The 24,089-nt window shown below is 61.1% G+C and carries 22 protein-coding genes; 12 read left to right on the plus strand and 10 right to left on the minus strand.

What is annotated here, in order from left to right; all coding sequences use genetic code 11:
* Nucleotides 1-137 precede the first annotated feature (137 nt).
* Nucleotides 138-1,625, minus strand: a complete 1,488-nt coding sequence (locus tag AACY36_RS16335; protein WP_339420070.1) for an NCS1 family nucleobase:cation symporter-1 — start codon at nt 1,623-1,625, stop codon at nt 138-140.
* Nucleotides 1,626-2,216: 591 nt separating this feature from the next.
* On the opposite strand from AACY36_RS16335, the gene hydA reads away from it, so the two are divergent.
* The 3 genes from hydA (at nt 2,217) to preA (ending at nt 6,376) form a co-directional block, all read left to right on the plus strand.
* On the plus strand, nt 2,217-3,656 hold the full coding sequence (gene hydA, locus AACY36_RS16340) for a dihydropyrimidinase (RefSeq protein WP_339420068.1): 1,440 nt from the start codon (nt 2,217-2,219) through the stop codon (nt 3,654-3,656).
* Between the two features lie 78 nt (nt 3,657-3,734).
* Nucleotides 3,735-5,102 (plus strand): NAD(P)-dependent oxidoreductase, encoded by a 1,368-nt coding sequence (locus tag AACY36_RS16345; RefSeq protein ID WP_339420066.1) that lies wholly within the window; start codon nt 3,735-3,737, stop codon nt 5,100-5,102.
* Nucleotides 5,102-6,376: an NAD-dependent dihydropyrimidine dehydrogenase subunit PreA gene (gene preA / locus AACY36_RS16350; RefSeq protein ID WP_339420064.1), complete on the plus strand. Its 1,275-nt coding sequence runs from the start codon at nt 5,102-5,104 to the stop codon at nt 6,374-6,376. Before AACY36_RS16345 ends, preA begins: the two co-directional genes overlap by 1 nt.
* Nucleotides 6,377-6,497: 121 nt before the next feature.
* Here preA and AACY36_RS16355 read toward each other — a convergent pair whose 3' ends face one another.
* Nucleotides 6,498-7,118: a TetR/AcrR family transcriptional regulator gene (locus AACY36_RS16355; protein WP_049709047.1), complete on the minus strand. Its 621-nt coding sequence runs from the start codon at nt 7,116-7,118 to the stop codon at nt 6,498-6,500.
* Nucleotides 7,119-7,234: 116 nt separating this feature from the next.
* Between AACY36_RS16355 and copC the strand changes: the two genes are divergently transcribed.
* The 9 genes from copC to AACY36_RS16400 all read left to right on the plus strand — a co-directional run bounded on the left by copC (nt 7,235) and on the right by AACY36_RS16400 (nt 15,636).
* Nucleotides 7,235-7,600: a copper homeostasis periplasmic binding protein CopC gene (copC, locus tag AACY36_RS16360; RefSeq protein WP_339438928.1), complete on the plus strand. Its 366-nt coding sequence runs from the start codon at nt 7,235-7,237 to the stop codon at nt 7,598-7,600.
* Between the two features lie 3 nt (nt 7,601-7,603).
* Nucleotides 7,604-8,461, plus strand: coding sequence for a copper homeostasis membrane protein CopD (gene copD, locus AACY36_RS16365; RefSeq protein ID WP_339497300.1), 858 nt, complete (start codon nt 7,604-7,606; stop codon nt 8,459-8,461).
* 183 nt (nt 8,462-8,644) lie between these two features.
* Nucleotides 8,645-9,907, plus strand: a complete 1,263-nt coding sequence (locus AACY36_RS16370) for an OprD family porin (RefSeq protein ID WP_339420059.1) — start codon at nt 8,645-8,647, stop codon at nt 9,905-9,907.
* A 141-nt stretch (nt 9,908-10,048) separates the two neighbouring features.
* Entirely contained in the window at nt 10,049-10,873 is an 825-nt protein-coding gene (locus AACY36_RS16375) for an NAD-dependent epimerase/dehydratase family protein (protein WP_339428166.1), read from the plus strand.
* A gap of 30 nt (nt 10,874-10,903) precedes the next feature.
* The gene (locus AACY36_RS16380; RefSeq protein WP_339420057.1) at nt 10,904-11,779 is read left to right on the plus strand and encodes an SMP-30/gluconolactonase/LRE family protein; all 876 of its coding nucleotides are present in this window, start codon (nt 10,904-10,906) and stop codon (nt 11,777-11,779) included.
* Between the two features lie 50 nt (nt 11,780-11,829).
* Complete coding sequence (locus AACY36_RS16385; RefSeq protein ID WP_339420055.1) at nt 11,830-12,792, plus strand: TRAP transporter substrate-binding protein; 963 nt, start codon at nt 11,830-11,832, stop codon at nt 12,790-12,792.
* 63 nt (nt 12,793-12,855) lie between these two features.
* Nucleotides 12,856-13,383 (plus strand): TRAP transporter small permease, encoded by a 528-nt coding sequence (locus tag AACY36_RS16390; protein ID WP_339420053.1) that lies wholly within the window; start codon nt 12,856-12,858, stop codon nt 13,381-13,383.
* Nucleotide 13,384: 1 nt separating this feature from the next.
* Entirely contained in the window at nt 13,385-14,665 is a 1,281-nt protein-coding gene (locus AACY36_RS16395) for a TRAP transporter large permease (protein ID WP_339420052.1), read from the plus strand.
* Between the two features lie 98 nt (nt 14,666-14,763).
* Nucleotides 14,764-15,636, plus strand: a complete 873-nt coding sequence (locus tag AACY36_RS16400; RefSeq protein WP_339438926.1) for an aldose 1-epimerase — start codon at nt 14,764-14,766, stop codon at nt 15,634-15,636.
* A 119-nt stretch (nt 15,637-15,755) separates the two neighbouring features.
* On the opposite strand, the gene AACY36_RS16405 is transcribed toward AACY36_RS16400, so the two are convergent.
* The 8 genes from AACY36_RS16405 to pedF form a co-directional block, all read right to left on the minus strand.
* Nucleotides 15,756-17,219 (minus strand): DASS family sodium-coupled anion symporter, encoded by a 1,464-nt coding sequence (locus AACY36_RS16405; RefSeq protein ID WP_339436214.1) that lies wholly within the window; start codon nt 17,217-17,219, stop codon nt 15,756-15,758.
* Nucleotides 17,220-17,283: 64 nt separating this feature from the next.
* Nucleotides 17,284-18,654 carry an ATP-binding response regulator gene (locus tag AACY36_RS16410; RefSeq protein ID WP_339436213.1) on the minus strand — a complete coding sequence of 457 codons (1,371 nt, stop codon included), beginning with the start codon at nt 18,652-18,654 and terminating at the stop codon, nt 17,284-17,286.
* Entirely contained in the window at nt 18,638-19,801 is a 1,164-nt protein-coding gene (gene ercA, locus AACY36_RS16415) for an alcohol dehydrogenase-like regulatory protein ErcA (RefSeq protein ID WP_339436212.1), read from the minus strand. The genes AACY36_RS16410 and ercA overlap by 17 nt, the downstream gene beginning before the upstream one ends.
* Nucleotides 19,802-19,929: 128 nt before the next feature.
* A complete protein-coding gene (gene pqqA / locus AACY36_RS16420) occupies nt 19,930-20,001 on the minus strand; it encodes a pyrroloquinoline quinone precursor peptide PqqA (RefSeq protein ID WP_010209364.1) in 72 nt (23 codons plus the stop codon).
* A 146-nt stretch (nt 20,002-20,147) separates the two neighbouring features.
* A complete protein-coding gene (exaC, locus tag AACY36_RS16425; protein ID WP_339497302.1) occupies nt 20,148-21,668 on the minus strand; it encodes an acetaldehyde dehydrogenase ExaC in 1,521 nt (506 codons plus the stop codon).
* 29 nt (nt 21,669-21,697) lie between these two features.
* Nucleotides 21,698-22,630 (minus strand): quinoprotein relay system zinc metallohydrolase 1, encoded by a 933-nt coding sequence (locus tag AACY36_RS16430; protein WP_339497304.1) that lies wholly within the window; start codon nt 22,628-22,630, stop codon nt 21,698-21,700.
* Nucleotides 22,627-23,370, minus strand: a complete 744-nt coding sequence (locus tag AACY36_RS16435; RefSeq protein WP_339497305.1) for a quinoprotein dehydrogenase-associated SoxYZ-like carrier — start codon at nt 23,368-23,370, stop codon at nt 22,627-22,629. Before AACY36_RS16435 ends, AACY36_RS16430 begins: the two co-directional genes overlap by 4 nt.
* 3 nt (nt 23,371-23,373) lie before the next feature.
* On the minus strand, nt 23,374-23,835 hold the full coding sequence (gene pedF, locus AACY36_RS16440; protein ID WP_339436208.1) for a cytochrome c-550 PedF: 462 nt from the start codon (nt 23,833-23,835) through the stop codon (nt 23,374-23,376).
* Nucleotides 23,836-24,089 lie beyond the last annotated feature (254 nt).

Here is a 24,089-nt window from a genome sequence, read left to right on the forward strand (position 1 = left end):
TCCTCAGGCTATATTCTTATGAACTGACTCGGTCAACTGTGGGAGCTGGCTTGCCTGCGATGACGGCGGCACATCCAACATTTTCCGTGGCTGACACACCGTTATCGCAGGCAAGCCAGCTCCCACATTGACCGTGTTTATAAAGGCAATTTGGCGGTGGCCGGGCTGACACCACGCCGGGCATTCAGGCCGTAATACAACACGCCACCCAGCGCCGATCCGGTAAACCAGCCGTAGCTGTAGAACCAGCTGAATGCATCACTGCCCAGCGACAGCAGGGTCATCACCACCGGCACGCCAAACGCGATAAACCCGCTCCAGTTCCACGCCGGGTACACGTCGTCGCGGTACAGACCTGCGAGATCAAGCTGTTGTTTGCGGGTGATGAAGTAGTCCACCACCATGATCCCGGCGATCGGTCCCAGCAGGCTTGAATAACCCAGCAACCAATTGGAGTAGACGGTTTCCAGGCTTACATCGGAAACGATCAGCCCGAGCTTCTTCAGCAGTTCATGCCCCATCAACGCCAACCCGACCAGACCGGTGAGCATCACGGCGGTGGTGCGGTTGATCAGCTTGGGCGCGATGTTCTGAAAGTCATTGGTGGGCGAAACAATATTCGCGGCGGTGTTGGTGGACAACGTCGCGACGATGATCAGCGCCATCGCCACGGCGACCCACACCGGGCTCTGGATATGGCCGATCAGGGTCACCGGGTCGGACACGCTCACACCCACCAGTTTTACCGACGCGGCGGTCATGATCACACCAAGAGAGGCGAACAGGAACATGGTCAGCGGCAGGCCAAAGATCTGCCCGAGAATCTGGTCTTTCTGGCTTTTGGCGTAACGGCTGAAGTCCGGAATATTCAGCGACAATGTCGCCCAGAAACCCACCATCGCCGTGAGGCCGGCCATGAAGTAACCGGTGAGGCTCGCACCTTCGGGGCGCTTGGGTGGGATCGCCATCAACTCGCTGATCGACACATTAGGCATCGCCCACACCAGCAGACCAATCCCCACTGCCACCAGCAGCGGTGCCGACAGGGTTTCCAAGCGTTTGATCGACTCGGCGCCGCGCAGTACCACCCATAGATTCAGCGTCCAGAAAATCATGAACCCGATCACCTCGCCGGTGCCGCCAAGGGACTTCCAGCCCTCGAAAATCGAGCCCAGGAACAGGTGAATCGCCAGCCCGCCAAACATCGTCTGGATACCAAACCAGCCACACGCCACCAGCGCCCGGATCAGGCACGGCACGTTCGAACCAAGAATGCCAAACGACGAACGCAACAACACCGGAAACGGTATGCCGTACTTGGTGCCAGGGAAGGCGTTGAGGGTCAACGGGATCAGCACCACGATATTGGCCAGCAGGATCGCCACCAGCGCTTCACCCACCGACAACCCGAAATACGCGGTGAGCACCCCACCCAGCGTATAGGTGGGCACGCAGATCGACATGCCGACCCACAACGCGGTGATGTGCCACTTGTTCCAAGTGCGTTCGTGCACCTTGGACGGTGCCATGTCGTGGTTGTAGCGAGGGCTGTCGAGGACGTCGGGGCCGGCGTCTAATTCGTACAGGCCGTTGCGTTCAATGACTTGCGATCTGTTCTGTTGCATGGCCGCTCCACGGTTTTTTCGAATTATTTTTGCTCATCCAACGCTGTGCGCTGGATGGCCGGAGTACCTCGTAAACAACATGACATCACGGGCCCGGCCAGCCGCCACTGCACTCAATATCCGTGCCGACACCCCACCTTGAACCCGCACCGCTTATATAACGTGCTGATGTTTATCAGCTTTCCGATTTATCCCTCGGTACATGCCGCACTGCTCAGGCTAAACAATACGAAAGTTGTCAGAACCCTCAGGACTCAATCTGGTGCAACACAATTATTTTTATTTCCCTCCCCCGTCAAGAGGCATGTCTCAAGCGCCTGATTTGCAATAAGAAATGTTGCTCAATTTAGGAACCTGTCAAGTGCGTCAAAATGGTGAGTGAACGCTACATTTTGGTGATTTTTATATTTTATATATATAAATCAATAAGTTAACGCTTGAATAAGCTTATAAAAAATCTTCTTGCCCAATCGAAAAACTCGGGCTAGTTTCTATTCCTGTCACTGATGACAGGAATTAACCCGCCATCGGTAGGCAGCATTACAACACTTAGAACTGGCACAAGCCGGTCAAGCCTGTGAGGAACTCGACATGTCGCTGTTGATCCGTGGCGCCACCGTTATTACCCATGATGAAAGTTACCGCGCCGATGTTTTATGCGCAGGCGGTCTCATTCGGGCCATTGGCACGAATCTGGATATTCCCGCCGGCACTGGAACACTCGACGGCAGCGGCCAATTCTTGATGCCCGGCGGCATCGACCCCCATACCCATATGCAATTGCCCTTCATGGGGACCGTGGCCAGTGAAGACTTTTTCAGTGGCACGGCAGCAGGCCTGGCGGGGGGCACCACGTCGATCATCGACTTTGTGATTCCCAACCCGCAGCAACCCTTGATGGAGGCGTTTCACCTGTGGCGGGGCTGGGCGGAAAAATCCGCGTCCGACTACGGTTTCCACGTGGCGATCACCTGGTGGAGCGAGCAGGTGCGCGAGGAAATGGCCGAACTGGTCAGCCACCACGGCATCAACAGCTTCAAGCACTTCATGGCCTACAAGAACGCGATCATGGCGGCAGATGACACCCTGGTCGCCAGCTTCGAACGCTGCCTGGAACTGGGCGCGGTGCCCACGGTGCATGCTGAGAACGGCGAGTTGGTGTATCACCTGCAACGCAAGCTGATGGCCCAGGGCATCACCGGCCCGGAAGCGCACCCGCTGTCGCGCCCGTCGCAGGTAGAGGGCGAAGCGGCCAGCCGCGCCATTCGCATCGCCGAAACCATCGGCACGCCGTTATACCTGGTGCACGTGTCCACCAAGGAAGCGCTGGATGAAATCACCTACGCCCGCAGCAAAGGCCAACCGGTCTATGGCGAAGTACTCGCCGGCCACTTGCTGCTGGATGACAGCGTCTACCAGCACCCTGACTGGCAGACCGCCGCCGGCTACGTGATGAGCCCACCCTTCCGCCCGCACGGGCATCAGGAAGCGCTGTGGCATGGTTTGCAGTCCGGCAACCTGCACACCACCGCGACCGACCACTGCTGCTTCTGCGCCGAGCAAAAAGCCGCAGGCCGTGACGACTTCAGCAAGATCCCCAATGGCACTGCCGGGATCGAAGACCGCATGGCGCTGCTGTGGGATGAAGGGGTCAACACCGGGCGCCTGTCGATGCAGGAGTTCGTTGCGCTGACCTCCACCAATACCGCGAAGATCTTCAACCTTTATCCGCGCAAAGGCGCGATCCGCGTGGGGGCCGATGCTGATCTGGTGCTGTGGGACCCCGAGGGTACACGGACCATTTCCGCCAAGACTCACCACCAGAAAGTCGACTTCAACATCTTCGAAGGCAAAACCGTGCGCGGCGTGCCGAGCCATACCATCAGCCAGGGCAAGCTGGTCTGGGCCGATGGCGACCTGCGTGCCGAACGCGGTGCCGGGCGGTATGTGGAGCGGCCGGCGTATCCGGCGGTGTTTGAGCAGTTGAGCAAGCGGGCGGCGTATTCCAAGCCAGTCGCTGTGAACCGCTGATATCGCATTCGCGAGCACAGGCACCAAAAAATCAATGCCCATCAGAGGCAGCACCTCAATAACCGTGAGGCCAACACCGTGATCCAGACCCTGACCCACCTCCCCCATCCCGCTGAGGATGGACCCACGCTCGCCAGCCATTTCACCGACCTGGCGCCGCCGCTCAACGCCCGCCAGGCCCAACTGGAAGCCTCGCGCTGCCTGTATTGCTACGACGCACCGTGCGTGAACGCATGCCCCAGCGAAATCGACATTCCGTCGTTCATCCGCAACATCCACACCGAAAACGTACAAGGCGCCGCGCAGAAGATCCTCTCGGCCAATATCCTTGGCGGCAGTTGCGCTCGGGTGTGTCCCACCGAGATCCTCTGCCAGCAGGCTTGCGTGCGTAACAACGCCGAAGAATGCGCCCCGGTGCTGATCGGCTTGCTGCAACGTTATGCAATCGACAATGCACACTTCAGCGAACACCCCTTCCACCGCGCCGCGCCTACCGGCAAGCGCATCGCCGTGGTCGGCGCCGGGCCGGCAGGCTTGGCCTGTGCCCACCGCAGCGCCTTGCACGGCCATGACGTGGTGATTTTCGAAGCACGGGAAAAAGCCGGTGGCCTGAATGAATACGGGATCGCCAAGTACAAACTGGTGGATGACTTCGCGCAGAAGGAACTGGATTTCCTGCTGCAGATTGGCGGCATCGAGATCCGCCACGGCCAGCGCCTGGGCGACAACCTGACCTTGAGCGACCTGCACCCGCAATTCGACTCAGTCTTCCTCGGCCTCGGGTTGGCCGCCAGTAAACAGCTCGGTTTAGCCCACGAGGACGCTCCCGGCCTGCTCGCCGCCACCGACTACATCCGCGAGCTGCGCCAAGCCGACGACCTGACCCAGCTGCCCCTGGCCGACCGCTGCATCGTGCTCGGTGCCGGCAACACCGCCATCGACATGGCCGTGCAAATGGCCCGCCTCGGTGCTCGTGATGTGAACCTCGTTTACCGTCGAGGGTTGGCAGATATGGGCGCCACCCACCACGAACAGGACATCGCCAAAGCCAACCAGGTCCGCCTGCTGACCTGGGCCCAGCCTGAAGAAGTGCTGCTGGATGAGCAGGGCCACGTGCGCGGCATGCGCTTCCAGCGCACGCGCCTGGAAAACGGGCGCCTGCACCCCACCGGCGAAACCTTCGAGCTGGCCGCCGATGCAATCTTCAAGGCCATCGGCCAAGGGTTTGACAGCGAGGCGCTGCACGATCCGCTGGCCCAGCAACTGCAACGTGTCGGTGAAAGAATCTTCGTCGATGAACAGCTGCGCACCAGCATTCCCGGCGTATACGCCGGCGGCGATTGCGTCAGCCTTGGTCAGGACCTCACCGTGCAGGCAGTGCAACACGGCAAGCTGGCCGCTGAAGCCATGCACGCCCAACTCATGCTGAATGTGGAGGCAGCGTAATGGCCGATCTCTCGATTGTGTTCGCCGGTATCAAAGCCCCCAACCCGTTCTGGCTGGCCTCCGCGCCGCCCACCGACAAGGCCTACAACGTGGTCCGTGCGTTTGAAGCCGGCTGGGGCGGCGTGGTGTGGAAAACCCTGGGCGAAGACCCGGCGGCGGTCAACGTGTCGTCACGCTACTCGGCGCACTACGGTGCCAACCGTGAAGTGCTGGGCATCAATAACATCGAGCTGATCACTGACCGCTCGCTGGAGATCAACCTGCGGGAAATCACCCAGGTGAAAAAGGACTGGCCCGACCGCGCGTTGATCGTGTCGCTGATGGTGCCGTGCGTTGAGGAATCCTGGAAAAACATCCTGCCGCGGGTGGAAGCCACCGGTTGCGACGGTATCGAGCTGAACTTCGGCTGCCCCCATGGCATGCCCGAGCGCGGCATGGGTGCGGCGGTCGGCCAAGTGCCGGAGTATGTGGAGCAGGTCACGCGTTGGTGCAAGACGTATTGCTCGCTGCCGGTGATCGTCAAGCTCACGCCGAATATCACCGACATTCGCGTGGCGGCGCGCGCGGCGTATCGCGGTGGTGCGGATGCGGTGTCGCTGATCAATACCATCAATTCCATCACCAGCGTCGACCTGGAACGCATGGTCGCGCTGCCGGTGGTTGGCACACAAAGCACCCACGGCGGTTACTGCGGTTCGGCGGTTAAGCCAATTGCGCTGAACATGGTCGCCGAAATCGCCCGTGACCCGCAGACACAGGGCCTGCCGATCTGTGGCATTGGCGGCATCGGCAACTGGCGCGACGCGGCGGAATTCGTTGCCCTTGGCTGTGGCGCGGTGCAGGTGTGCACGGCGGCGATGCTGCACGGGTTTCGGATTGTGGAAGAGATGAAGGACGGGCTGTCGCGGTGGATGGACAGTCAGGGTTACGCCAGCCTGCAGGAATTTTCCGGGCGCGCGGTGGGTAATACGACGGATTGGAAGTACCTGGACATCAACTACCAGGTGATTGCGAAGATCGATCAGCAAGCCTGTATTGGCTGCGGGCGTTGCCATATTGCCTGTGAGGACACGTCGCACCAGGCGATTGCCAGTTTGAAATTGGCGGATGGCACGCATAAGTACGAAGTGATCGATGATGAATGTGTGGGCTGCAATTTGTGCCAGATCACCTGCCCGGTGGCCGACTGCATCGAGATGGTGCCGATCGACTCGGGCAAGCCGTATTTGAACTGGACGCAAGATCCGAGGAATCCCTATCGAGAGGCTGTGTAGCGCTCTAGATCGCTATCGCAGGCAAGCCAGCTCCCACATTCGAGTGCATTCCTTCAGGAACAATGCACTCAACGGTGGGAGCTGGCTTGCCTGCGATGGGGCCTTCAGCCGCACCGTGACATCAAGGTTCCAACCCAATCCCCCGCAAAATCACCCCTGTCACCGTCTGTATCGCCTTCTCGAATTGCATATCCGACAAAGGCTGGTGATCATTCAGGATCTTCACCTGATGATCAAAGTCGGCATAGTGCTGGGTCGAGGCCCAGATCATGTACAGCAAGCTCGACGGCTCAACCGGCAGGATGCGTTTGTCCTCCACCCACTGGCGAATTTTCGCTTCCTTCATCTTGGCCCAGTCGTACAGGCTTTCATCCAGCGCCTCCCCGAGTGTCGGCGCGCCGTGGATGATTTCGTTGGCCCAGACTTTCGAGCCATACGGCCGGGTGCGCGAGCGCTGCATCTTGGCGCGGATGTAACTGCTGAGTACCACCCGCGGATCATCAAAGGTCTCGAAGCTCAGGGCGTCCTGCTTCCACACTTCCAACAGGTCGAACAGCACCGCGCTGTACAACTCACTTTTGGTGGTGAAGTAGTAGTGCAGGTTTGAGCGCGGCAGTTGCACCTCTTCGGCGATATCGGCCATGGCGGTGCTGCCGTAGCCTTTTTCGGCGAAGATTTTCTCCGCCGCCAGCAGGATTTTTTCGACGTTGACCCGACGAATTCCGATCTTGTGATTGCCCATGAGGGCTCCCTGACAACGAGAGAGCCCAAAGACTACCATTCGCTCTAGATCGGGGCGACAGGCTGAACCGAAACTTCGTACACTGCCTGCTCCTGCCCATTGATTGGTATTGAACAATGTTGATCAAGAAAACCCTGACCACCGTCGCCCTGCTCGCGTCCTTGCTGGGGGCTTCGGCGGCGTTTGCCCATGCTCACCTGAAAAGCGCCACACCCGCCGCCGACAGCACCGTCGCCACGCCCGCTGATCTGCGCCTGACCTTCAGTGAAGGCGTCGAGGCCACCTTCACCAAGGTGTCCCTGAGCAAGGACGGCACCGAAATCGCCATCAAGGGCCTGGAAACCCCGGACGCCGACAAGAAAACCCTGGTAGTGACGCCTGCCGCCCCACTGGCTGCTGGTAACTACAAAGTGGTGTGGAACGCCGTCTCGGTCGATACCCACAAGAGCAATGGCGAATACAGCTTCAAGGTCGGCCAATAACCCATGGCAACCCTGCTGGTGCTGTGCCGCTTTGCGCATTTCATCGTCGTGTTGCTGATGTTCGGGGCCTGTGCATTCAGGCCCTGGCTGCTGGGCGCTGAACCGCAGCCGGTGCTGGATCGGCAACTCGAGCGTATCACCCGCAGCCTCGCTGGGTTGGGCCTGTTCTCCGGCGTCGCCTGGCTGCTGTTGATCACCGCCAGTATGGCGGGCAGCTGGGACGCGGCGTTGCAACCGGCCACCCTCCAGCTGGTGCTGGGCAAAACCTTTTTTGGCCAGGTGTGGGCCTGGCATTTGCTGCTGAACCTGTTGCTGGTGATTGTGCTGATCAAACCCTGGCCGCTATTGCGCCTGCCGTTGACCGCATCGCTGCTGGCGACCCTCGCTCCTGTGGGCCATGGCGCCATGCTGGATGGGCTCAGCGGGCAATTGCTGATCCTTAATCAGGTGGGGCATCTGGTCTGCGTGGGCGCGTGGCTTGGGGGGTTGCTGTTGCTGGTGCTGATCCTCAAACAGCCGCAGCCATTCACGCTGGAACCGATCCTCAGGCGTTTCAGCGGCGTGGGTTATGCCCTGGTCGTCGGTTTGCTGGTGACCGGATTGATCAATGTGCGCGTGTTGACCGGGCAGCTGTGGCCGACGCCGCTGTTCAGCGGGTTTGCACTGATTCTGTTGATCAAGGTGATGTTGGTGTTCGGTATGCTGGCCCTGGCGGTGCTGAATCGATTGCGTATTGAGCATTGCGAACAGCGGCTGGGCGCTTTGAAAACCAGCGTGATGCTTGAATGGTTACTAGGTGTTTCAGCGGTGGCGGCCGTTTCCTTGCTAGGGACCTTGCCGCCAATGGTCATAGCCGGCTAAATCCACTGCACCTCAAGTGGAACGCTCCCACATTATTTGACCCTGGCCACACGCCATCACCGTGGCGCAGATCATCGTACAACTTCTGCTTGACACATCCCGAAATCCCCGCAAATATCCCGTCTAATGTTGTACGACAACGTATGACAAACAATAAAAACAACAATCGAAGGGAGCTTCACCGTGAGTCAATTCGCCCGCAATTCCTCCGCGCGTATCGGCCTTCTCGGCCTCAGCAGCCTGGCGTTCACCCTGCCCCTCAATGCCCAGGCCGAAGGTTTCATCGACGATGCCAAAGCCACGCTCAACCTGCGCAACGCCTATTTCAACCGCAACTTCACCAACCCGACCAACCCGCAGGGCAAGGCCGAAGAGTGGACGCAGAGCTTCATTCTCGATGCCAAATCCGGCTTTACCCAAGGCACGGTCGGCTTCGGGATTGACGTGCTCGGCCTGTACTCGCAAAAGCTCGATGGCGGCAAAGGCACCGGCGGTACCCAGTTGCTGCCGATCCACGATGACGGCCGCCCCGCCGATAATTTTGGGCGTCTGGGCGTGGCGCTGAAAACCAGGCTGTCGAAGACGGAATTGAAGGTGGGCGAATGGATGCCCGTGCTGCCAATCCTGCGCTCCGATGATGGTCGCTCCCTGCCCCAGACGTTTCGCGGCGGCCAGGTGACCTCCAACGAAATTGCCGGCCTGACCCTCTACGGCGGCCAGTTCCGCGGCAACAGCCCGCGAAACGACGCGAGCATGGAAGACATGTTCATGAACGGCAGAGCCGCGTTTACCTCGGACCGTTTCAACTTCGGCGGTGGCGAGTACACGTTCAACGACAAACGCACCCAGGTCGGCGTGTGGTACGCCGAACTCAGCGATATCTACCAGCAACACTATTTCAACCTGACCCACAGCCAACCCGTGGGCGACTGGACCCTGGGCGCCAACCTTGGCTTTTTCAATGGCAAGGAAGACGGCAGCGCCCTGGCTGGCGACCTCGACAACAAGACCGCCTTCGCCCTGCTCTCGGCCAAATACAACGGCAACACCTTCTATGTGGGCCTGCAGAAACTCACTGGCGACAGCGCGTGGATGCGGATCAACGGCACCAGCGGCGGCGCCCTGGCCAACGACAGTTACAACGCCAGCTACGACAACGCAAAGGAAAAATCCTGGCAGGTGCGCCATGACTTCAACTTCGTGGTGCTCGGCCTTCCGGGGCTGACCCTGATGAACCGCTATATCAGCGGCAGTAACGTGCACACCGGGGTGATCACCGATGGCAAGGAATGGGGTCGGGAATCGGAGCTGGCGTACACGGTGCAGAGCGGCGCGCTGAAGAACCTCAACGTCAAATGGCGCAACTCGACCATGCGTCGGGATTTCAGCAATAACGAATTTGATGAGAACCGGATTTTTGTCAGCTATCCGATTTCACTCCTGTAATTCGCACATTTACGTAGCCGCTGGCGCTCGGCAGCGGCTACACAAGAGTGACTTCGACCAATGGCGCGTTGACAACCTGGGGAATCCCTAACGATACTTCTGAAAAGTCATACGACAACCTACAACAATAATGGAACCCTCATGACCACCACCACATCTACGCCCGTTCCATTCAACCGCCTGCTGCTCACCGGCGCCGCGGGCGGCCTGGGCAAAGTCCTGCGTGAACGCCTGCGCCCTTACGCCCAGGTACTGCGTCTGTCGGACATCGCCAACATGGCCCCGGCTGCCGACGCGTGCGAAGAAGTGCAAACGTGCGACCTCTGCGACAAACAAGCCGTGCACCATTTAGTGGAAGGCGTCGACGCGATCCTGCACTTCGGCGGCGTATCGGTTGAGCGCTCGTTCGAAGAAGTGCTCGGCGCGAATATCTGCGGTACTTTCCATCTCTACGAAGCCGCGCGCCGCCATGGCGTCAAGCGTGTGATTTTCGCCAGCTCCAACCACGTGATCGGCTTCTACAAGCAGGGCGAAAAACTCGACGCCCACTCCCCTCGCCGTCCAGACAGCTACTACGGATTGTCCAAGTCCTACGGCGAAGACATGGCCAGTTTCTACTTCGATCGCTACGGCATCGAGACCGTCAGCATCCGCATCGGCTCCTCGTTCCCGGAACCGCAGAACCGCCGGATGATGCACACCTGGCTGAGCTTCGACGACCTGACCCAACTCCTCGAACGCGCGCTGTACACACCCAACGTCGGCCACACCGTGGTCTACGGCATGTCGGATAACCTCGACACCTGGTGGGACAACCGCTACGCCGCGCACCTGGGCTTCGTCCCCAAAGACAGCTCCGAAGTGTTCCGCGCCCAGGTCGAAACCCAGCCACCGGTCGCCGCCGACGACCCGGCCAAGGTCTACCAGGGTGGCGCATTCTGCGCTGCTGGGCCGTTCGGTGACTGAGCGCACACCACCCCAAGGGAATGAGTTGCCATGACCGCTGAACTGATTGTCGATGCGCGCAATGCCGTGGGCGAATGCCCGGTGTGGGTGCCCGAGGAAAACGCCCTGTACTGGGTGGATATCCCCAACGGCGGCCTGCAACGCTGGAGCGCCGCCACTGGGCATATCGCTGCGTGGACAGCCCCGCAGATGCTCGCCTGCATCGCCCGCACGGATGCGGGCAACTGGGTTGCCGGGATGGCAACCGGCTTCTTCCAGCTCACCCCGCACAACGATGGCAGCCTCGACACCACGCCACTGGCGAGTGTCGAGCACCCACGCGCGGACATGCGTCTGAACGATGGCCGCTGTGATCGCCAGGGTCGTTTCTGGGCCGGCAGCATGGTGCTGAACATGGGTTTGAATGCGGCCGAGGGCGTCCTCTACCGCTACGCGTCAGGCCTGGCGCCCCACGCTCAGCTGGACGGTTTCATCACCCTGAACGGCCTGGCCTTCAGCCCCGACGGCCGCACGATGTACGCCTCGGACTCTCACCCGCTGGTGCAGCAGATCTGGGCGTTCGATTACGACATCGACAGCGGCACCCCATCCAATCGCCGCGTGTTCGTGGATATGCACAACCACCTCGGCCGACCCGACGGCGCGGCGGTGGACGCCGACGGCTGCTACTGGATTTGCGCCAATGACGCCGGGCTCATCCACCGCTTCACCCCCGAGGGTCGCCTCGACCGTTCCCTCACCGTACCGGTGAAAAAACCCACCATGTGCGCCTTTGGCGGCAGCCGCCTGGACACCCTGTTCGTCACCTCGATCCGTGATGACCCGAGTGAGCAGTCGCTGTCCGGCGGCGTGTTTGCCCTCAACCCCGGCATCACCGGTTTGCCGGAGCCTACGTTCACCCTTTAGCTGCATCGCTATGCCTTGAATACAACAATAACAAGACAGGAATGAACCCCATGGACTTCAAACGCACCTTGCTCGCCGCTGCATTCTTTACCCTCAGCAGCGCCGCTAACGCGCTGGAAATCAAATTCGCCGACATCCACCCCGCCGGCTACCCCACCGTCGTTGCAGAAGAGAACATGGGCAAGGCCCTGACCAAAGAAAGCAACGGCGAACTGACCTTCAAGTATTTCCCTGGCGGGGTCCTCGGCTCCGAGAAAGAAGTGGTCGAGCAGGCTCAGGTCGGCGCCATCCAGATGACCCGCGTCAGCCTCGGCATCGTCGGCCCGGTGGTGCCGGACGTGAACGTGTTCAACCTGCCGTTCGTGTTCCGCGACCAGGCGCATATGCGCAAGGTCATCGACGGTGAAATCGGCGATGAAATCCTCGCCAAGATCACCGACTCCGAGTTCGGCCTGGTGGCCCTGGCCTGGATGGACGGCGGCACGCGCAACCTCTACACGAAAAAGCCGGTGCGCAAGATCGAAGACCTCAAGGGCATGAAGATTCGCGTGCAAGGCAACCCGCTGTTCATCGACGCCTTCAATGCCATGGGCGCCAACGGCATTGCCATGGACACCGGCGAAATCTTCAGCGCCCTGCAGACCGGCGTTATCGACGGCGCAGAAAACAACCCGCCCACGATGCTGGAACACAACCACTTCCAGAACGCCAAGTTCTACACCCTCACCGAGCACCTGATCCTGCCTGAACCCATCGTGATGTCGAAAATCACCTGGAACAAACTCACCCCTGCGCAACAGGACATGGTCAAGAAAGCCGCCAAGGCCGCCCAGGCTGACGAGCGCGTGCTGTGGGACGCCAAGTCCGCCAGCAGCGAAGCCAAGCTCAAGGCCGCCGGCGTCGAGTTCATCACCGTCGACAAAAAACCCTTCTATGACGCCACCGCAGCGGTGCGTGCGAAGTACGGCGCGCCTTACGCCGACATCATCACGCGTATCGACGCCGTTCAATAACGCCCCTCCCCTAAGCAAGGCCTGGCGCGGTCCACACTGACGCGCCCGGTTACGGTGAACGCCATGAAGAATTTACTGCTGCGCATCAACGACCGCATCTACATGACCTGCATCTGGGTCGCCGGCCTTTCGGTTCTCGGCGTCGCACTGATTATTCCCTGGGGCATCTTCGCCCGCTATATCCTCGGCACCGGCGCAAGCTGGCCGGAGCCTACCGCCATCCTGCTGATGCTGGTCTTCACCTTTATCGGCGCCGCCGCGAGTTACCGCGCCGGGGCGCATATGTCGGTGGCCATGGTTACTGACCGCTTGCCGGCGCAACAACGCCGCCTCGTCAGCATTTTTTCCCAATTGCTGATGGCGACGGTCTGCCTGTTCATGACGATCTGGGGCACCAAGCTGTGCATGTCCACGTGGAACCAGTTCATGAGCGCCATCCCTACTCTGCGCGTGGGCATTACCTACATGCCGATCCCGATTGGCGGGCTGCTGACGCTGATTTTTGTCGTGGAAAAACTCCTGCTCGGTGACCAGAGCAACCGTCGGGTCGTGCGCTTCGACCTGGTTGAAGAAAGCGAAGGGGCCGCCTGATATGGACGCATTGATTCTGTTGGGCAGTTTTGTCGCCTTGATCCTGATCGGCATGCCGGTGGCCTACGCGCTCGGGCTGTCGGCGCTGATCGGCGCGTGGTGGATCGACATCCCGTTCCAGGCCCTGATGATTCAGGTGGCCGGCGGGGTGAACAAGTTTTCGCTGATGGCGATTCCGTTCTTTGTGCTGGCCGGGGCGATCATGGCCGAGGGCGGCATGTCGCGGCGGCTGGTGGCGTTTGCCGGGGTGCTGGTGGGCTTTGTGCGCGGCGGCCTGTCCTTGGTGAACATCATGGCTTCAACGTTTTTTGGGGCAATTTCCGGCTCGTCGGTGGCGGACACCGCCTCGGTCGGCTCGGTGCTGATCCCGGAAATGGAACGCCGTGGTTACCCCCGCGAATTCGCCACGGCGGTGACCGTCAGCGGTTCGGTGCAGGCCCTGCTGACCCCGCCTAGCCATAACTCGGTGCTCTACTCCCTCGCAGCCGGCGGCACCGTCTCCATCGCCTCGCTGTTCATGGCCGGCGTGGTCCCCGGCCTGTTGATGAGCGCGTGCTTGATGGCGCTGTGCCTGATCTTCGCGAAAAAGCGCAATTACCCGAAGGGCGAAGTCATCCCCTTGAAACAGGCGCTGAAGATCGCCGCCGACGCGCTGTGGGGCCTGATGGCAATGGTGATCATCCTCGGCGGCATCCTCTCGGGGGTTTTCACCGCCACCGAATCCGCCGCGATAGCCGTGCTGTGGGCGTTCTTCGTGACCATGTTCATTTACCGCGACTACAAATGGAACGAGCTGCCCAAGCTGATGCACCGCACGGTGCGCACCATTTCCATCGTGATGATCCTGATCGCCTTCGCCGCCAGCTTCGGCTACATCATGACCCTGATGCAGATCCCGGCGAAGATCACCACGATGTTCCTGACCCTGTCGGACAACCGCTACGTCATCCTGATGTGCATCAACGCCATGTTGCTGTTGCTCGGCACAGTGATGGACATGGCGCCGCTGATCTTGATCCTTACGCCGATTCTGCTGCCGGTGGTGCTGGGTATTGGCGTCGACCCGGTGCACTTCGGCATGATCATGCTGGTGAACCTCGGCATTGGTTTGATCACCCCGCCCGTGGGCGCGGTGCTGTTCGTGGGCGCGGCGGTGGGCAAGACCACCATCGAGAAGACCGCTAAGGCGCTGCTGCCGTTTTATGCCGTGCTGTTCCTGATCCTGATCGCCGTGACCTACATCCCGGCGCTGTCGCTGTGGCTGCCAAGCGTGGTGCTGTAAACCTTTATCAAAAACACAACAGATTCAAATGTGGGAGCGGGCTTGCCTGCTCCCACACTGAACCTCTGCGTTGGGCCTATTTCATACGGCGAGACACCATGTCGTCACACCTCATCGAACTCAGCGATCAACTCACCCACCTCACCCTCGCGCCGGCCACCGGCGCCAGCATCGTCAATTGGACGGTACGAGCAACCGGGCAGCCTTTGCTGCGCCATAGTGACCAACAAGCGCTGAACACCGGTTTGCCGGGCAAACTGGGCTGCTATCCCTTGGCCCCCTGGTCCAACCGAATTTCCCGAGGCGGTTTCGACAACCCCGACGGCTGGCTGGCCCTGGCGCCCAATAGCCTCACGGACCCCTTGCCGATTCATGGTTCCGCCTGGCAGCAGGCGTGGCGGGTGGTGAGCCAGTCAGCGAGTGAAGTGGTACTGGCCGTGGAGTGCGACACGCCGTTCGCCTATCGCGCCGAGCAGCGCTTTCGATTGAGCAAGGGTGAGCTGAGTATTACGCTGAGCGTGACCCATCTGGCAGAAACACCCGCGTGGCATGGCCTGGGATTGCATCCCTACTTGCCACGTCGGCCGGGCACACGCTTACAGGCCGAGGCGTCACAGGTGTGGATGAGTGATGCGTCCAAGTTGCCTACGCTCTTGGCGCCCGTGCCGGATGCCTGGGACTTCCGGGAACTGAAAACCCTACCCGAAGGCCTGGTGGACAACGGCTTTTGCCAGTGGGATGGGCATTGCCTGATCGAGCAACCAGAGCTGGGCTATACGCTGGAATGCCAGGCCAGCGACGCCGATTACTTCCTGCTGTACTGCCCGCCGGGGCTGGGGTTCTTTTGCATCGAGCCGGTGAGCCATCCGGTGAACGCCCATCATTTGCCGGGCAGGCCTGGGCTGAGACTGCTGGAACAGAGCCAGTCGATCCACCTCAATTTCAGCATGAAATACAGCCCAAATGTGTGAGGGGACTTGCTTGCGAATGCGCTGGATCAGTCACAAACACGTCGCCTGACACCCTGCTTCGCGAGCAAGCCCGCTCCTACAGTCGGATCTCATGCGTGCTGAAGACCACATTCCAAATGTCAGATCCAACCAAGCCAACTCCAGTAAGTCGCCGCAAACACCAGCATCAACAGATAGCCAATCAGCGTCACCAGAAGCCCCACCTTGGCAAACTGCCGCGCCGTAAACGTCCCAGTCCCCATGCACACCATGTTCTGCGGCGCATTGATCGGCAGGATAAACCCATAGCTCATCACAAACCCCAACAGCATGGTCATGCCCAACCGGCTGAAATCCCCCGGCAAGGTCTGCAGCACCGCGATCAGGATCGGCAGCAACGCCGAGGTCAATGCCGTGGCGCTGGCGAACCCCAGGTGAATCAGGATCAGGAATGCGCCAAGAATCGCAAACATCCCCAACGGCCCAACTTGATCCAACCCCGTGTGGGCCACAACAGCAGAACCCAGCCATTGCCCGGCCTGGGTGGTCAGCAGCGCAGTGCCGAGGCTGATGCCAACCCCGAACACAATCACCGTGCCCCACGGAATGCGTGACTGCACATCCTTCCAGGTCATCACACCGATGCCCGGCATTAGCAGAAACACCAGCCCGGCATAGGTCGTGGAGGCGGTGTCGAAACTGTGCAGGCGGCCTTCCGTGGCCCAGGCCAGCAGCAGCAATACCGAAACGCTCAACAGGCGCTTCTGCGGCCCGGTCATGGGCCCGATCTCCACCAGCGACTGCGCCACCGCCTCTTTACCGCCCGGGATGCTGTCGGTTTCCGGCGGCAGCAATTTGAGCACCAGGAACAGCAACACCGCCGACATGATCAACGCCCACGGCGCGCCGGCGATCAGCCAGTCGATCCATGACACGCGCTGACCCAGCATCTTGTCCATGAAGCCAACGGTCAGCAGGTTCTGCGCGGCGGCGGTCTGGATGCCGACGTTCCAGATGCTAGTGCCCTGGGCGACGACGATCATGATGCCGGCGGCGATATTCGAGCGTTTGTCGACACCAAAGGCCGCGATCACGCCCATCATGATCGGCACTACGCAGGCACTGCGCGCCGTGGCACTGGGCACCACGAGGCTGAGCAGGATGGTCACCGCAATCGCCCCCAGCAGGATGCGCCGGGTGCTGGTGCCGACCCGACTCAAGGTCACCAGGGCGATACGCCGATCCAGGCCGGTGTGGGTCATGGCGGCGGCGATAAACAGCGCGCCGGCCACCAGCGCCAACGCCGGGTTGGAGAACCCGGTAAGGGCCATGCTGATCGCCGGGCTGGTGCCGATCAAGTGCGTCGGGTCTTGCAGCGACGGCGCGGTCCCCAGCAAAAACGCTATCAGCGAAGTGATCATGATCGCGCTGGCTTCATAGGACACCGCTTCGGTGATCCACACCACCACGGCAAACGCAAGGATCGCCAGCATGCGGTGCCCGGCCACGGGCAAGTCGGCGGGCAGTGGCAACAGCAGCACGCCGGTCATTACCAGCACCGCGACAACCAGGCCCAGGGGTAATTTAAAGGATGCCGCGCTCATCGGGTGCTCCAAGGCTCTAAATCAAGGCTTGAGCATGGGGCAAAACCACCTGCGGCGTGTTGACCTAGGCCAATAACTGACTCAACACCGCGCGTAACTTGCCGGGCTTGACCGGTTTGTTCAACAGCGGTGCTTCGAGGCGACGCAAGGCACGTCGGCATTGGTCAGTGCGGTCAGCCGTGATGATCACCGCAGGAATGTTCTGCTCGAAATGCTCGCGCAGGTGCTTGACCACCGCACAGCCCACCACCCCATGGTCCAAGTGATAGTCCGCCAGGATCAGCTCCGGCGCCCTGCCCTGCAAAGCCAGCAACGCACCCGCCTGGTCGGTGGCGGTGACCACTTCGCAGCCCCACTGCCCGAGCAGCGCGCGCATGCTTTCGAGGATGCTCACTTCGTTATCGATCACCAGCAAACGCCGCCCAGGCAGCGGGTTGCCCGTGCTCGGTTGCACCGGCAACTGGCTGATCGGCAGGGGCATTTCGTCACTCAACGGCACCTCGATGCTGAACATCGAACCCCGCCCCGGCCAGGAACGCACGGCAATCGGATACCCCAGAATCTCGGCGATACGCTCGACAATCGCCAACCCCAGCCCTACGCCCTTGCGGTCCGAGGCGCGGCCGACGTCGAGCTGGTTGAACTCGAGGAAGATCGCCTGCAGCCGGTCGGCCGCAATCCCGCGACCGGTGTCCCACACTTCCAGGCGCAGGCGACCCCCTCGGCGTCGAGCACCGAGCAAGATGCAACCTTCGTCGGTATAACGACAGGCATTGCTGAGGAAATTACGCAGAATCCGCGTCAGCAACCGCAGGTCGGTATTGATCGCATAACAGCCGGTGCGCACCCGCAGGTTCAACCCGGCCGCCAGGGCCACCGATTGGAACTCCGAGACCAGCGGCGCGAACAGCTCATCCAGCCGATACAACGCCACGTCCGGCTTGACGGCCGCCTGGTCCAGCCGCGAGATATCGAGCAAATCGGTGAGCAAATCCTCGGCGCCTTCCAGCGCTTGGTGCGTGCGCTCCACCAGCACCTGCTCGACGCTGGGCAACTGTCGCTCGCGCAAGGTGGCGATCAGCAATCGCGCGGCATTCAAAGGCTGCAGCAAGTCATGGCTGGCGGCGGCGAGGTATTTGTCCTTGCTGCGGTTGGCGGCCTGGGCGGCGTCACGGGCATCGCGCAGGTCCTGTTCGATCTGTTCGCGCTGGGCGATCTGCTGTTGCAGGTTGAGGTTGGCTTCGAGCAGTTCATCGGTGCGCGCGGCGACGCGCTGTTCCAGCTCATCGTTGAGGCGGATATAGCGGTTGCGCTCGGCCTCAAGCTCGTCCAGTCGCGCGGCGAGTTCCGGGTAATGGCTCTTGCGCGCGGAGTGATTGCCCAGCCCCAGCAACCCGGCGAGGGCGAGTTGCTGGTCCTCAGAGCGCTTCGCCATAGACAACCTCGACGTCGCGCTGGCTCGACTCCCTGGGATTTGTGAGGATGCACGGGTCATGCATCGCATGCTGGGACAGGAAGGGAATATCCGCCACGCGCACGCCATGCAGGCCGAGGGTTTCATGGAAGCCAATCGCATGCTTCAGTGCGATCAGATGCTCCACCAGCCGCCCGCAGATCTGCCGATGATTGAGGCCGCGGCAGTCGATGCCGAACGTCTCGGCAATCACCTGGAAACGCTCCGGCGCCGAGTTGTAGTTGAACGCCACCACATGCTCCACCAGCACCGCGTTGCACAACCCATGGGGCAAGTCGAGGAAGCCGCCAAGGCTGTGGGACATGGCATGCACCGCGCCAAGGATCGCATTGGAAAACGCCAGCCCGGCCTGCATGCTGCCGAGCATGATTTTCTCGCGCAGGGCAATGTCGCCGGGATTGGCGATCATCTGCACCAGATTGCCGTTGATCAGGCGCATCGCCTCCAGCGCATGCGGGTCGGTCAGCGGACCATGGCCGGTGGAGACGAATGCTTCGATGGCATGCACCAGTGCGTCAATACCGGTACAGGCGGACAGGAACGGGTCCATGCTGGCGGTGGTTTCCGGGTCGATCAGCGACACGTCCGGGACCACCGCCTTGCTGACGATGGAGAACTTCATGCGTTCCTGCTGGTTGGAGATGATTACGAACTGAGAGACATCCGCCGAGGTGCCGGCGGTGGTTGGGATGAGGATCAGCGGCGGGCTGGGCACACGAATGGTATCCACGCCCTCGAACTCAAGGATGCTGCGCCCGTGGGCCACCACAATGCCGATGGCCTTGGCGCAATCCATCGGGCTACCGCCGCCAATGGCCACGATCACATCACAGTGGTTTTCACGGTACACCTCGGCGCCGAGCATCACTTCTTCGACGCGGGGGTTGGGCGACACGGCGGTGTACAGGCAGTAGTCGACACCAATGGCTTGCAGGCTGGCTTCCACATCAGCCACCCAACCAGCGGCGAGCACCCCGGGGTCGCTGACCACCAGCACCTTGCGCGCGCCAAAGGTCTTGGCATAGTTGCCGACGTTGTGCCGGCAGCCGGCACCAAAGATGATTTCAGGCGAGACGAATTTGCGCAGAAGGCTCAGATTTGGGCTCATTGGAAAGCCTGTTTTTATTATTTTGGAAGAATGCGCTCCACACTAACCCATCCGGCTGCGATTGCAATCAGACCAAAGGGGCATGCTTGCGGCCAGCACCGGCCAGCGCTGGGCTGGCCGGGTGGAGGTCAACGGCTGGCGAAGTACATTGTCACTTCGAAGCCGATACGCAGGTCAGTAAAGGCAGGTTTGGTCCACATGGGGGGTCGTCCTCTTGTTGTACCGGGATGTTCCGGTGATTTCATTAATGCACGCAGATCAACGGGGGCGAATGCTACTTTCGAAGTAGCAGCCGCACTGCATTAGTCTCAGGTGTACATCAATCAAACGGTGGGAGCGCGTTGAATCAGAAGAAGCCCAGTGGATTGATGTCGTAGCTCACCAGCAAATTCTTGGTCTGCTGGTAATGATCCAACATCATCTTGTGGTTCTCACGCCCCACGCCCGACTTCTTGTACCCACCAAACGCCGCATGCGCCGGGTACAGGTGATAACAGTTGGTCCACACACGACCGGCTTTGATCGCTCGGCCCATGCGGTACGCGCGGTTGATGTCGCGGGTCCACAAACCGGCGCCCAGGCCGAACTCGCTGTCATTGGCTATCGCCAACGCTTCGGCCTCGTCCTTGAAGGTAGTCACACCGACTACCGGCCCGAAGATTTCTTCTTGGAACACGCGCATCTTGTTGTGCCCCTTGAGCAACGTCGGCTGGATGTAATAGCCACTGGACAGGTCGCCTTCCAAACGTTCGGCCGCGCCGCCAGCCAGCAGTACCGCACCCTCTTCCTGAGCGATCTTCAGGTAGGAGAGGATCTTGTCGTATTGCTGCTCGGACGCCTGGGCGCCGACCATGGTTTCGGTGTCCAGCGGGTTGCCGCGCTTGATCTTGACGATCTTCTTCATCACCTCGGCCATGAATGCATCGTAGATCGACTCCTGCACCAGCGCCCGCGATGGGCAGGTGCACACTTCGCCCTGGTTGAAGAACGCCAGCACCAGGCCTTCAGCGGCTTTTTCGATAAATTGCGGCTCGGCCTGCATGATGTCTTCAAAGAAGATATTCGGCGACTTGCCGCCCAGCTCTACGGTGGACGGAATAATGTTCTCGGCCGCCGCGTGCATGATGTGCGCGCCCACCGGGGTGGAGCCGGTGAAGGCGATCTTGGCGATGCGCTTGCTGGTGGCCAACGCCTCCCCCGCTTCGCGGCCAAAGCCTTGCACGATGTTGAGCACGCCCGGCGGCAGCAGGTCATTGATCAGCTCGGCAAATACCATGATCGACAGCGGCGTCTGCTCAGCCGGCTTAAGCACGATGCAGTTACCGGCGGCCAACGCCGGCGCAAGTTTCCACGCAGCCATCAGCAGCGGGAAGTTCCACGGGATGATCTGCCCGACCACACCCAGCGGCTCGTGGAAGTGATAGGCGGTGGTCAGTTCGTTGATCTCGGCGGCACCGCCTTCCTGAGCGCGGATGCAACCGGCGAAGTAGCGGAAATGGTCAGCAGCCAGCGGCACGTCGGCGTTGAGGGTTTCGCGCACGGCCTTGCCGTTGTCCCAGGTCTCGGCCACGGCCAGCACTTCGAGGTGCTGCTCGATGCGGTCGGCAATGTTCAGCAACACCCGCGAGCGGTCCTGGGCCGACGTCTTGCCCCAGGCATCAGCGGCGGCGTGGGCGGCGTCGAGGGCCTTGTCGATATCGGCGGCGCTGGAGCGCGGGAATTCAGCGATGACTTCGCCGGTGACCGGCGACGTGTTGGTGAAGTACTCGCCGTTGATCGGCGCGACAAACTCACCACCGATGTAATTGCCGTAGCGCGGCTTGAAGCTGACGATGGCGCCGGGCGTGCCAGGTTGTGCGTAGATCATGGTGAGGCCTCTGTCTGTTGTGGGTGTTGTCAGGGGTGCAGGCGTTGCATCTGCTCGCGTTCGTACTGCGGGTACAGGTGGGTCACGCTGCGGATCAGTTCGTAGCGGCTGAGGTTGATCGCCGCGAAACGTTCGGGGATCGGGCTGCGGATCAGCTCAGGCATATCGCGACCTTCTGCGGCGCCGTCGCGCAGGAGCTGGTCGAGCCAAGTGAGGTAGTCGCGCATCTGTTCGAAGGGTTTTGCATCCGCCGCGATTGGGCCGTGGCCGGGCACGATCAGCGTCCAGGGCAAGCCTTGCAGGGTGGCGATATCGGCCAGCCACAGTGCAAGGCCCGGTGAATTGGGCGTGGTGAGCGCGCGCTGGTAGAACACCAGGTCACCGGCAAACAGCACGCCGGTCTTGCGGTCGAATATCGCCAGGTCGGCACCGGTATGGCCGCGCAGGTGCAGCAGTTGCAGGTCGTGGCTGCCGAAGGTTTTTACGCCCGCTTGCAACACTTCACCCGGCAACACCACTTCAGTGCCGCGCATCCAGTCGCCGACCCTGCGGTACAGGTTCTCGGCCATGCTGTCGCCCTGCTCGTGCAGTAACTCGGCGGTGCCGGCCAGGGCGCCGATGGTCACCTCCTTGAACGCTTGGTTGCCGAGCGCATGGTCGGGGTGGTGGTGAGTCAGCAACACCTGGATCACCGGTTTATCAGTGACGCTGGCGATGGCCTGTCGCAGGGCTTCGCCGTAGCGCTTGGACGGCCCGGTGTCGATCAACACCACGCCGGGTTCGGTGACGATGAACCCGATATTGACGATGTTGCCGCCGTTGTCCTTGGCGAAGTTATCGGTGCTGCCTTCCAGCAGCCAGGTGTCATCGGCGATCAGGCGGGGTTTCAGGCCGTAATCCAGCTCGGCCAGCACCGGCTGGCTGAGCATGATCAGCCAGAGCAGAATCCAGCGCCGGGTCATGGGATGAGCGCCTCGAATTGACTGCCGCTGGTGTCGCGCAAAGTCAAACGCGTGGGCTCGGCGCCTTCGATATCGAAGGCCAGGTTGGGGTTTTCGCTGACGGCGGGGAACAATTCCAGGCGTGCCAACAGCTCACCGTTGGCACCGTGAAGTTCGGCATTGTTAACGAAAAACTCGGGAATACCACTGACCATGCCGTTATCCATCGGATGGGCAACTTGCAGCTTCACCCGGCTGAATTCGGCGCGCGGGTAGCGCCCGCCGAGCACTTCGCCGAGGTGGTCTTCCCAGCCCGCTTGCGTGCGCACCACGCTGGGCGCCGTGCAACCGCCGCCGGCGGCATCGATCAGTGTCGAACCGAGATGCCACATCCCGTCCCGGGTCAACACCGCCGCGCGCAACGGCGTGGCCTGTTCGATGCGAATCCGGATCGACAGCCACGGCAGCACGCGCTCTACCGGCTGGAAGTCGACAATCTGTGGCAGCGGGTTGAGTTCGGCCCAGGCAAGGATCTTCACCACCTCGCCCTTGAACGCACGGGCATCAATCTCCAGCGGCACCTGCCGCGCGTCCTCGGCGAACGGCGGCGCCAAGAGCTTCACGCGCTCGTCGAATACGAACGGCGCATTGTCGAGGAAACGTTGGTGGTAGTAGGCCCACATCACCGAGGGCACCGGGTCGACGGGCGCGCCCCAGGCCAGCACCGGCAAACAGCAGACCCACCACCCGCGCAGGCGCATGGCTTACTCCTCGACGTGCACGCTGTCGAGGTAAGTGCGCACCGCCCACAGGGCTTCCTGGCTCAGGTAGTCAGCCATCTTCGGCATGTACACCCGGCCATCGCGCACGGCGCCGTGGCGGACCCGCTCGACAAACCACTCATCCCCGGGGTCGCCGGCATCCAGCATGCGCAGGTCGGGGGCGATCCCGCCGGACTTGGCTTCCAGGCCATGGCACGCCGCGCAGTTCTGGTTGTACGCCGAGGCACCGATTTCGACGGCCTTGTCATGCTCTGGGGAGGTGCGATACGGGTTGGTCGCGGCCCAGCCATCGGCGTCCAGCGGCACGCCGGCATCCTTGATCGGGGTGAGGCCTTTGGTTTCCACGGCAGTTGGGGTCACGTTGCCGTGGGCCCAGGCGGAACCGGCACCTATCGCAGCGGTAAGGAGGCAGGCGGTCAGCAAGGCGTTGCGTTTTGTTTTCATTATTTTGTCCCCTGAGGAGTGCACGCAAAACCTCTTGGCAGAGGCTATGGCAACCATCTTAGGAAGCGCCCGGCGGCACCCGTATGCTGCTTTGGTGGGCGGGTTCTCATCCGTTGGTAGCAGGCCTTGTGGGGCACTGCTAAATCAGAGGTGGTTCGGGAAATTGTCCCGGCAACACCGGGACTTTTTCCGTATTCGCCAACCCGTCCAGGCAGCAACCTGTGCAGGCCAAAACCTCCACTGGGAACTGCAAC

The organism is Pseudomonas sp. EA_15y_Pfl1_P101 (assembly GCF_963970835.1).
Taxonomy (GTDB): Bacteria; Pseudomonadota; Gammaproteobacteria; order Pseudomonadales; family Pseudomonadaceae; genus Aquipseudomonas; species Aquipseudomonas tritici.

What these genes read in the sequence shown, in the direction of transcription:
- AACY36_RS16335 (WP_339420070.1), bottom strand. Translation starts at nt 1,625, where the DNA reads ATGCAACAGAACAGATCGCAAGTCATTGAACGCAACGGCCTGTACGAA.
- hydA (WP_339420068.1), top strand. Translation starts at nt 2,217, where the DNA reads ATGTCGCTGTTGATCCGTGGCGCCACCGTTATTACCCATGATGAAAGT.
- preA (WP_339420064.1), top strand. Translation starts at nt 5,102, where the DNA reads ATGGCCGATCTCTCGATTGTGTTCGCCGGTATCAAAGCCCCCAACCCG.
- AACY36_RS16355 (WP_049709047.1), bottom strand. Translation starts at nt 7,118, where the DNA reads ATGGGCAATCACAAGATCGGAATTCGTCGGGTCAACGTCGAAAAAATC.
- copC (WP_339438928.1), top strand. Translation starts at nt 7,235, where the DNA reads ATGTTGATCAAGAAAACCCTGACCACCGTCGCCCTGCTCGCGTCCTTG.
- copD (WP_339497300.1), top strand. Translation starts at nt 7,604, where the DNA reads ATGGCAACCCTGCTGGTGCTGTGCCGCTTTGCGCATTTCATCGTCGTG.
- AACY36_RS16375 (WP_339428166.1), top strand. Translation starts at nt 10,049, where the DNA reads ATGACCACCACCACATCTACGCCCGTTCCATTCAACCGCCTGCTGCTC.
- AACY36_RS16380 (WP_339420057.1), top strand. Translation starts at nt 10,904, where the DNA reads ATGACCGCTGAACTGATTGTCGATGCGCGCAATGCCGTGGGCGAATGC.
- AACY36_RS16385 (WP_339420055.1), top strand. Translation starts at nt 11,830, where the DNA reads ATGGACTTCAAACGCACCTTGCTCGCCGCTGCATTCTTTACCCTCAGC.
- AACY36_RS16390 (WP_339420053.1), top strand. Translation starts at nt 12,856, where the DNA reads ATGAAGAATTTACTGCTGCGCATCAACGACCGCATCTACATGACCTGC.
- AACY36_RS16395 (WP_339420052.1), top strand. Translation starts at nt 13,385, where the DNA reads ATGGACGCATTGATTCTGTTGGGCAGTTTTGTCGCCTTGATCCTGATC.
- AACY36_RS16400 (WP_339438926.1), top strand. Translation starts at nt 14,764, where the DNA reads ATGTCGTCACACCTCATCGAACTCAGCGATCAACTCACCCACCTCACC.
- AACY36_RS16405 (WP_339436214.1), bottom strand. Translation starts at nt 17,219, where the DNA reads ATGAGCGCGGCATCCTTTAAATTACCCCTGGGCCTGGTTGTCGCGGTG.
- AACY36_RS16410 (WP_339436213.1), bottom strand. Translation starts at nt 18,654, where the DNA reads ATGGCGAAGCGCTCTGAGGACCAGCAACTCGCCCTCGCCGGGTTGCTG.
- ercA (WP_339436212.1), bottom strand. Translation starts at nt 19,801, where the DNA reads ATGAGCCCAAATCTGAGCCTTCTGCGCAAATTCGTCTCGCCTGAAATC.
- exaC (WP_339497302.1), bottom strand. Translation starts at nt 21,668, where the DNA reads ATGATCTACGCACAACCTGGCACGCCCGGCGCCATCGTCAGCTTCAAG.
- AACY36_RS16430 (WP_339497304.1), bottom strand. Translation starts at nt 22,630, where the DNA reads ATGACCCGGCGCTGGATTCTGCTCTGGCTGATCATGCTCAGCCAGCCG.
- AACY36_RS16435 (WP_339497305.1), bottom strand. Translation starts at nt 23,370, where the DNA reads ATGCGCCTGCGCGGGTGGTGGGTCTGCTGTTTGCCGGTGCTGGCCTGG.
- pedF (WP_339436208.1), bottom strand. Translation starts at nt 23,835, where the DNA reads ATGAAAACAAAACGCAACGCCTTGCTGACCGCCTGCCTCCTTACCGCT.